The organism is Patescibacteria group bacterium (genome assembly GCA_018896645.1).
Taxonomy (GTDB): Bacteria; Patescibacteriota; Patescibacteriia; order UBA2591; family JABMQE01; genus JAHIMF01.
In genome coordinates this window covers 1-9,368 of the sequence record JAHIMF010000001.1, presented here as the reverse complement: position 1 = coordinate 9,368, position 9,368 = coordinate 1, and the positions used below count along the sequence as shown (strand labels likewise).

General features: G+C 37.3%; 6 protein-coding genes. 3 read left to right on the top strand and 3 right to left on the bottom strand.

The features are described 5' to 3' along the window. Positions 1 to 204: 204 nt before the first annotated feature. From KKD20_00030 to rmuC, 3 genes are read left to right on the top strand one after another with little or no spacing between them, the layout of a single operon-like run. On the top strand, positions 205 to 411 hold the full coding sequence (locus KKD20_00030) for a helix-turn-helix transcriptional regulator (GenBank protein MBU4331499.1): 207 nt from the start codon (positions 205 to 207) through the stop codon (positions 409 to 411). A 4-nt stretch (positions 412 to 415) separates the two neighbouring features. Further along, the gene (locus KKD20_00025) at positions 416 to 5,233 is read left to right on the top strand and encodes an AAA family ATPase (GenBank protein MBU4331498.1); all 4,818 of its coding nucleotides are present in this window, start codon (positions 416 to 418) and stop codon (positions 5,231 to 5,233) included. An 8-nt stretch (positions 5,234 to 5,241) separates the two neighbouring features. Further along, on the top strand, positions 5,242 to 6,561 hold the full coding sequence (gene rmuC / locus KKD20_00020; protein ID MBU4331497.1) for a DNA recombination protein RmuC: 1,320 nt from the start codon (positions 5,242 to 5,244) through the stop codon (positions 6,559 to 6,561). A 386-nt stretch (positions 6,562 to 6,947) separates the two neighbouring features. Here rmuC and KKD20_00015 read toward each other — a convergent pair whose 3' ends face one another. The 3 genes from KKD20_00015 to KKD20_00005 all read right to left on the bottom strand — a co-directional run bounded on the left by KKD20_00015 (position 6,948) and on the right by KKD20_00005 (position 9,175). After that, on the bottom strand, positions 6,948 to 7,310 hold the full coding sequence (locus KKD20_00015; protein ID MBU4331496.1) for a hypothetical protein: 363 nt from the start codon (positions 7,308 to 7,310) through the stop codon (positions 6,948 to 6,950). 115 nt (positions 7,311 to 7,425) lie between these two features. Continuing rightward, positions 7,426 to 8,226: a radical SAM protein gene (locus KKD20_00010; GenBank protein MBU4331495.1), complete on the bottom strand. Its 801-nt coding sequence runs from the start codon at positions 8,224 to 8,226 to the stop codon at positions 7,426 to 7,428. Between the two features lies 1 nt (position 8,227). Further along, a complete protein-coding gene (locus KKD20_00005; protein MBU4331494.1) occupies positions 8,228 to 9,175 on the bottom strand; it encodes a radical SAM protein in 948 nt (315 codons plus the stop codon). Positions 9,176 to 9,368: the final 193 nt, after the last annotated feature.

Sequence of the window (9,368 nt, the reverse complement as noted above, 5' to 3'; positions counted from 1 at the left end):
GGAAATGTCTTTGTTGACTCGCCCTCTGCGAGGGCTCGCCAGCCGATTTTAAGCGCAAATTGGAATTTTTTATCTTGCCCCGCTACTGCGGGGCTGGCCAAAAGCGGGTTTCCCTCATTTTTAATTGGACTAAATTCATAAAATTTGATAGTATTATATTGAAAGGATAGCATAACACTTTAATACTATCAAATTAGTGATAATATGGCAATAGAAATAAACATCGGGGGAAATATAAAGAAGTATCGGAATAAACAGGGCTTATCACAAGAAGATTTTGCCAAAAAGTCCGATGTTAAATATACAACCCTAACAAAGATTGAGAGTAATGTTATTAAAAAACCGTCCGTGCTTATTATGGCGAAATTAGCCAAAGCACTTGGCGTTTCAATTGAGGATTTAATCAAATAATTTTATGAATTATCAAAAAAAATTTGATGCTAAAACATATTGGGCAACCAAATCTTACTGCACTGTTTGCAAAAAACATAAAGTCAAAAGTGGAACAATTTGCTACGAGTGCAAGAAAGAATCTATGAAAAAACAAGAAACAACAACTGAAGATGAAATCATAGAAAAAGATTCTGTTGTTTCTTTTGAAACTGAACCAACTGAAGAAAGCGAGCCGTCTTTACAGACTTCTACAAAAAGCCGAGTGCGGGCTATTTCCGACGAAGCAAAAAATAAAATCGTTAGACTTTTTATATACTTAGAAAAAGCCCTTGCACTTGATGATTCTGTTGTTAGAGATTTTCGTACCACAACAACCGCTCCTTCTCCGTGGTGGTTAGCGGATTATCCGCGTGATGTCGAGAATCTTTACATTAGACCTTTTGATACGGAAAAAGTAGCTGATAACCTACAAATTGGCGCATGGCTTAAAGTTGAAAAGAAGAGTATTAAACCTGCTCCCAATTTACCAAACGAACTTATTGAATGGATCAACGAAGTAAATCCAGTAAATATTCCAACAGCAAAAGAAAAGATTGATCGCAAGGTGCAGTTTGATGATAATAATACTCGCGTCAGTGATTTCAAAAAATTCCGTAAAGAATTTGAGCAAGGAGATGTAGTGCCTGAATATATTTCAGATTGGGTGGTTTTATCACCGGACAAATTACCCGAAGCAATTGAGGTTAAATATGTTGAAGACAGATGGATTGAACATCCAGAACTTGAAAAATTACTTTCAGGATACACGGAAAGCGAATGGAAGCCTTGGGCGGATAAAGTCAGTAAGATATACAAGGCAAATCTTCTCTACGATCAACTTTTTGCGCTTCGCCTTTTGCTTAAAAACGAAGGCGATAGTTACGAGTTACTTTTAGGACACGGGCTTTTGACCTGGAAACATCAAGCAGTTGGTTCTATTTATGCACCAATATTTCTAACCCCCCTAACACTTGACTTTGATGCTTCAAAAAGAACTATTGAAATTAGTCCGGATCCAATGTTTCGAGGTTTTGTTGAAATTTCTTCTCTCTATGAAACAGACAATCCGGCGGAGATGGATTTAATTACTTGGTCCGACAAGATTAACGCAAGCCCTTTTGATTTTTGGCATCTCGAAACCCTCAAAACACAATCACAAACTCTGATCAACTACATATCAACGGAAAGTGAAGATCGCTTTGAGAATGATTTTACTTCTGCTCCCGAGATTACAAAAACTCCAGGTATTTGGAATTCGCCTGTTATCTTTGCACGAAAAAGGAATAATGATCTTTGGTCAAAATACGCAGGAATTATCAGACGCGACATTGAACAGAATAGCGTCGAGCCGACTGAATTTATCACCGATCTAGTTGGAGAGTATGAGGAAGAAAATCGAGAGACAGAATTAGGTAGTGAAGAAAATTTTAAGGATGTCTCCATAAAAGAATCAGAGTTATTTTTTCCCTTACCTTGGAATGATGAACAAAAAAGAATTGCCGAACGCTTAGATGCTAATTATGGGGTTGTCGTAAAGGGACCACCCGGAACTGGGAAAAGCCATACCATTGCAAACCTTATTTCTCGCTTCTTGGCACAAGGCAAGAGTGTTCTTGTTACCTCACAAACAAGTAAGGCGCTGGAAGTTTTACGGGATAAATTGCCTGAAAATATTCGTAGTCTTGCGGTGTCCCAATTACATCAGACAGCCAAGCGCGATGATGTTCTTCAACAATCAATAAGTGAAATAAGCTCAAATCTCGGGGAGAGACATACAAAATTTAGTGAGTCACATGCAGAGACTGTTAGAAAAGAACTTGCTCGCGTGAGAGAAGAAAAAGCTTCTCTTGCAAATCAAATTCGCAAATACATTCTTACGGACTCAAACGAAAAAATTGAAATTGACGGGAAAGAAATAAAACCTATTGAAGCGGCAAAACTTATCAGAGAACATGCTGAGCATTCAGATCTAGCTTGGTTTACAGACAAAATTCATTTCGATACTCAACTTAATTTCTCGGAGGAAAACTTGCAAGAATCATACCAGTTGCTTTTAGATTTGAGGTTGGAAGATAGAAACTTATTCAAATTTGGATTGCCAGCTATCTCATCACTGCCAAACGAGGATGTCATTTTTAGTGCATTTGCCTCTTCTCGAGAACTTAACAAAAAAGCAAAAGTTTCAAATAAGGTTTTTGGAAATTCAGAAACAAATCTCAATCAGGAGGCTCTCTCCAAGCTTTGGGAAATGCTATCAAATGCAAGAAAGATACTCACTTCAATCAATAAAGATTATGAACAAGAGATTTTTGAAACTTGTACCATAAGCCAAAACGAACGTGAAAAATGGAATGCTGTACTCTCTAAGATTTTAGAGAAAATACAAATAATTGGTAAAAGTAAAAATAAAATAATCGGTCATGATATTTCTGGGAATACATCTCTGTCACTAAATGACTTCTTGGAAGCGACCGACACACTAAAAGCAAAAGTCTTGAACAAAACAAAACTGGGTACATTTGGCAAACTTCTTTTATCTTCAAATGCCAAAAGAATCCTAGAGAGCTATACAGTTGATGGGCTCTCGCCTGATAATTCTGAAAGAGCTGAAATCTTACGTGAGGTTGTACTTGCTCAAATAGCGGAGAAAGAAATAAAAATACTTTTAGATCAAAGTTTTTTAACATTAAAAACAGCTCCCGAATTGCAAAAGGATCATCTTGATCTTATTCAGTTCGAAGTGTTAATTGTAAATTTGCGAAGACTGACAAATTATCATGAAGATTTTTCAGCGATAGATGATTCTTTCAAGAAAGTTAAACAGCTTGCAAACTTATTATTTACGAAAAAATCTGACATTGAAATAGCGATAGAACTTATTGCATCTCATGTAGCAAAATTTGAGATTGCAAATCTTGAAAATTCTTTTTCCGAATGGATAGATGTCCTTGAGAATATTAACTTTGATAATAGGCACGAAATTACAGATAAATTAATTGAGGCGATAAAGAAACGAAACACCACTGGCTGGAAAAATGCTTTAGATGAGCTTATTCTTTTGATTGATAAAAAATCAAATGCAGTCCGTCTTAACGAAATTGCCGAAAAAATCAAAAAATATAGTCCTAATTTATATCAAGACATTACCGGGTTTGCTGATCAAAAACAAAAATTTAAATGTCCTGAAAATTTGAGTCTTGCGTGGAAAATTGCACAACTAGAGTCGTGGCTGAACAACATTCATGACCATGTGGATATTGATTCTCTACAGAGCCAACTAGAAAGACTGACTAAGCGAGAGCATGAGCTTAATTCTGATCTCGTGACGGTTCTTGCTTGGCAGAGGCAAATAGACAAAGTGTCAAAACCACAACGCGATGCACTTATGGCGTGGTCGCAAGCAATAAAAAAATATGGTCGCGGCAAGGGCAAACATGCCCATAGATATTTACACGATGCACAAGAAGCTCTGAAGCAAGCAAAGAATGCTGTTCCCGTTTGGATATTGCCCCTGCATCGAGCGGCACAAATGTTTTCTGAACCTAAAGCAGGTATGTTTGATGTAGTAATTTTTGATGAAGCGAGCCAGTGTGATATTCGCGGACTAACAATTGGCTATCTTGGTAAAAAATTACTTGTAGTTGGTGATCCTGATCAAATAAGTCCAGCGGGTATATTTCAAGACATGGAAAAACACTTTGAATTAACGTCAAGATTTTTGTTTGATATCCCACATGGAAACACTTTTCTAATCAATTCAAGTTTTTTTGATCTTGCAGAAACACGGATACCGAATATGATTCAGTTGAATGAACATTTTAGGTGCGTACCGGAAATCATTGCCTTTAGCAATCACTATATTTATGATGCGAAACTTAAGCCGTTACGACACCCGCACCCGAAAGGATTGCTTAAGCCGGCTCTTGTGCCTGTTTTTATAGAGAACGGTTATCAAAACACAAACAATAAGGTTAACGAACCGGAAGCAAAAGCCATCGTCGAAAAATTAGTCGAATGTTTGAATGACCCGAATTATCAAAAGCGTCCCAATGGTAGTCTTTGTACTTTTGGAATTATTTCACTTCTTGCTGAAGACCAAGCGAAATATATTAAAGATTTAATTCTCAGACACCCACAGATTGGCGAGAGAGTTATTGAGGAAAGAAATATCACTTGCGGTGACGCTTACGCATTCCAGGGCGACGAAAGAGATGTGATGTTTCTTTCAATGGTAAAAGCGCTTGATTCTGATGATCTAAACGATACAGTAAGGGCGTTGGTGGACAAAGGAACGAAGCAAAGATTTAATGTTGCGGCTACCCGTGCCCGTGATCAAGTATTTCTCTATCACTCGATCCCGCTCCAAGAATTTAGAAATCAAGATGATTGGAGATTTAGATTACTCAATTGGTTTTATGATCCAAAGACAGAAGAACTTAAGGCGGGCAGAGAAGCATTAAAACGAGAGTTTGACTTGGGTAGGGCATCACAATTTTCCTTTGATGTTGGAAATCTTTTAATTAATAAAGGTTATCAAGTTCTTCCGGAGTATCCCGTAATCGGACGAAGAATAGATTTAGTGGTGCAAGGGGAAAATGCCCGACTAGCAATAGAGTGCGATGGTGATCAATATCATACTCTTGAGAATTTTGAAGCAGATTGGAACAGACAACGACAGCTAGAAAGAGCTGGTTGGGTTTTTTGGAGGGTTGCAGGAAGCGCTTTCTACTGCCACAAAGAAAAGGCGCTTGATAGTTTGTGGAAGAAATTAGAAGAACTTGGAATTAAACCAATTATTTAATATTTTTTATGACTACAATAATTTTGCTGATAATAAATACTCTCGGAATTGCTTTAATAGTTTTTTTACTTTTTAAAAATAAGCAGTCAGATAATATTGATCAAATAATTAAGACAATTGAGGGGCTTTTTGAAAAAAATGAAAGAGGATTAAAAGACGAAATGTCTTTGAACAGGAAGGAAATCGCTGATTCAGAAAAGAGGTTGCGGGAAGAGTTAGTTAGTTTGTTTAAGGGGTTTGGGGACTCGCTTGATAAAAGAATGTCCGAACTTGCTAATGTCCAAAATAAAAATTTTGAAGGATTTTCGATAAAACTTACAGAATTGATTGACAAGAATGATGCCAAAATGGAAAAGGTCAGAGAAGCAGTGGAGAAAAAATTAGAATCTTTGCAGAAAGATAATAGTGAAAAATTAGAGGCAATACGTGTAACTGTTGATGAAAAATTGCACGCTACATTAGAAAAGAGGTTTGGAGAATCATTTAAGGTTGTCAGTGATCGCCTTGAGGCGGTGCATAAAGGGCTTGGTGAAATGCAGACGCTTGCCTTGGGTGTAGGTGATCTAAAAAAAATGCTTAGTAATGTTAAGTCTAGGGGTACATGGGGTGAGGCACAGTTAGGAAATCTCATAGAAGAAATTCTTACTCCAGAACAATATGAAAAGAATGTTAAAACAAAGAAGTCTAGTAGAGATAACGTAGAATTTGCGGTCAAGTTGCCTGGAAACGATGACGATGTAAAACAAGTTTGGTTGCCAATTGACGCAAAATTTCCGCTAGAGGATTATCAGCGCTTAGTTGAGGCTCAAGGGCAGGGCAATCTACTTTTAATCGAAGAGTTGAGTAAATCTCTTGAAATGCGGGTTAAATCTGAAGCTAAAGATATACGAGATAAATATCTTGACCCACCATACACAACTGATTTTGGAATTTTGTTTGTACCAATCGAAAGTTTATATGCAGAAATTTTGAGAAAGCCAGGATTATTTGAACTAATCCGGCGAGAATATCGAGTTATCATTGCTGGACCAACAACTACGCAAGTAATTCTAAACAGTCTTCAAATGGGGTTTCGAACGCTTACTATACAAAAACGATCGAGTGAAGTTTGGACATTGCTTGGTGCTGTAAAAACTGAATTTGGGAAATTTGGTGATTTGTTGGAAAAAACTCACAAGAAAATACAAGAAGCAAGCAATACTATCGAAGGGGCAGTTACTAAAACCAGAACCATTGAAAGAAAATTGAACAAAGTGCAAAATCTACCAGTCGCAGAAGCTGAAAAGTTAGTATTAGAAGCGCCAGATGAAGAGGGTCCTTCTTCATGATTTTATATTACAATTTAACGCGGCGCGCCAGCTAACGCTGGCACAAATTCCGTCGGCGTTGAAAGCGAGGGCGAGGCGGAAAACTCGTCGTGTACAATTCTGCGGTCTGTTTTAATCAAAATCCGAACCTATTTTCAAGAAAATCCCGACACTGACTTTTAATTGCCCGCCGCTTTCGGCGGCGGGCAGGAAAACCCTTCGGCTCGCGGGCAAAAAATTTCCTCCCCTAAAACCCCTCCATTTTTTGCCCACTCGCTTTTAAAATTTAAAATCACGAAAAAAAGATTACTTTTTCATTACAATTCCACCGTGATAAATTAGTCCATATACCAGTTTTCCTTTGTAAAAAATTTTTTCTTCTCCCTCAAATTTTCCTATAACTCCCTTCACTTTGTTAAAATATTGAAAATTATCTTTTTTGAATCTCCGAGGACATCTAAATGGTTTATCCTCGGGAATTTTTTTAAAGCCTCTTGAAGAAATCGATAAGCTTGCTTTGGAGGAATAATTTTAGAAACTACTTTACCGTAATAATTCATTCCCCAAACAATTTTTCCGTTTTGAAAAATAACTTCCTGGCCCACAAAGGGATTAAAACCGAAATATCTATCTCGGTATTTGAGTTCTTCTTCTCTAAACTCAAATTCTTTACTTCCATCTGGAAGAAGTTTTTCTCCACCTTCGCCGCTTGAAGCATAAGTGCTAATTTTCGCTTTCACTAAAAATTTACTTAATTGTTTTATATCCATAATAATATGGTTAATTCTATTTTAAGAATACAAAATATTAGCAATATTGTAAAGAAAAAAGCCGCTAACTCTCTAAAAAGTCAGCGGCATAAATGTACTCTTTCCTCCTTATATCTCAATGTTGGTAGAATCCCTTTAGCGGTATCTTGAATTTTTCGCTCAGTGTTCTTAACTCTCTTTCAATCTGCTCCCAATATGTCCGGGAAAATCTAGATTGATAAAGAGATAACAAATGGGGGTATTTGCTTTCTAGAAGATTTTGGATATTCTCCCAATTTCCACACTTCATATTCAAACTTTCTGCCATTACGAAACCAACTTTGCCTTGAATAGCTGTAAAAATGGCTTCAAGGTTAGTCAACTTGGGCAGAATTGGTCCAATAAAGGCATAGGTAGTAATACCGCTTCGGTGAAGAGTATCTAGTGCCTCTATCCTTTGTTGAGGCGCAGAAGAACGAGGCTCGAAGTTACGAGCGATTCCTTGGTCTGTTGTTGTGATCGTTAAACCTACTTCACATTGACTGAACTGTTTGAACAAGTCTAAATCTCGTACTACAAGACTGGACTTCGTTAAAACAGAAACCGGAAAATCGTGTTGAAGTAAAATTTCCAGAATTGCTCTAGTAACACGATACGTTTGCTCAACTGGTTGATAGGCGTCAGTGACACTTCCCAAAAGCACCATGCCTTTTTTTGGTTTTCTGGCTAACTCTCTTGCTAAAACTTCAGGAGCATTTATTTTAACATCAAGAAAATGTCCCCATGGTTCGTCATGACCAGTAAACCTTCTCATGAAACGGGCATAACAATAGACACAACCATGCAGACAACCAACATAAGGATTAATACAGTAATCTACTTCCGGCAATCTACTCTTAGTCAGAAGGGTTTTGCATTGTATGGTGTTAGTTTTCATATTACTTTACCTCCCTTTTGTTGTTTTTCTGAATGTGAGCAATCGTCCGGCAAAATTTTGTTCTTTCAGAATAGTCTGGAATTTTTACTGCTCTTTCCAGAATTTCATCTAAATTATCTTCCGGCAGTTTACCAAGGCAAAATCCTTGGAAAGGACGACAATTGCCATCAATAGCCCAAGCACAAGCTGTTACTGTACCATCAGGCAGAATACCAATTGAATCTACTACTGCGGGACACTTTATAGTTCCTTCCAGTATTCTAAGTGAATGCTGAAAGAAAATTTTTGTAAAGCCGTGTAATCCTCGCAAAAACTTCATTGTCTTTAGATATTCTGGATTAGAGGGAGTAAGTTCTGCAAGTTTAGTGGCTCTTCCCACAGGATAAAATCTTAACAATTCCCATTCCGAAATACCGTTTTCGCACAGCCAGCGGTATACACTTTCAAGGTTTTTCTCGGTCATTGTAGTATGATAAAGAACGGTAACTGCTTTTGTTTTTATTCCTACAGCAACACACTTTTTCATTGCAATCATTGACGCAAGATTGTATCCACGGGGACGCAAAGGATTTTCTACATCCGGTAGGTTATCCAACGTAAACTCTACTAAGCTAACTTTCTTTAGAACCTCAAGTTTAGCATCAGTAATTTTACTACCTGTCATACTAACACCAATTTTTCTAGACGGCAACCAACGAGTAGCTTGTTCTACTACTTGGAAATCTTCATCGTAATACAAGGGGTCACCACCGGAAAAATCAATCTCGAAATCTCTGTCAGTCAAAATTTTTAGCACTGCCAATTTTTCAGCCAGAGTAAGTTCCTCTCCTTTCTGTTTTGCTTCTGAGTACACAAAGTATTCAGTTGTATTACAAACATGAGACCCAGAAACACAACAAATCGCACAGTCCCAAGGACACGCTTTCGTTAAATTCCATATCACGTCCATTTTTCTTACCTCCTTTTTAGTTGTTAAGGTGCATTTTCAATCCCGGTTACGATTTGGGATTATATTTTATCATAGAATAAATTTTTGATTCTGTCAATCTTAAAAACGAAGTAATTTTTCGTGATTTTAAATTTTAAAAGCGAGTGGGCAAAAAATGGAGGGGTTTTAGGGGAGGAAATTTTTTGCCCGCGAG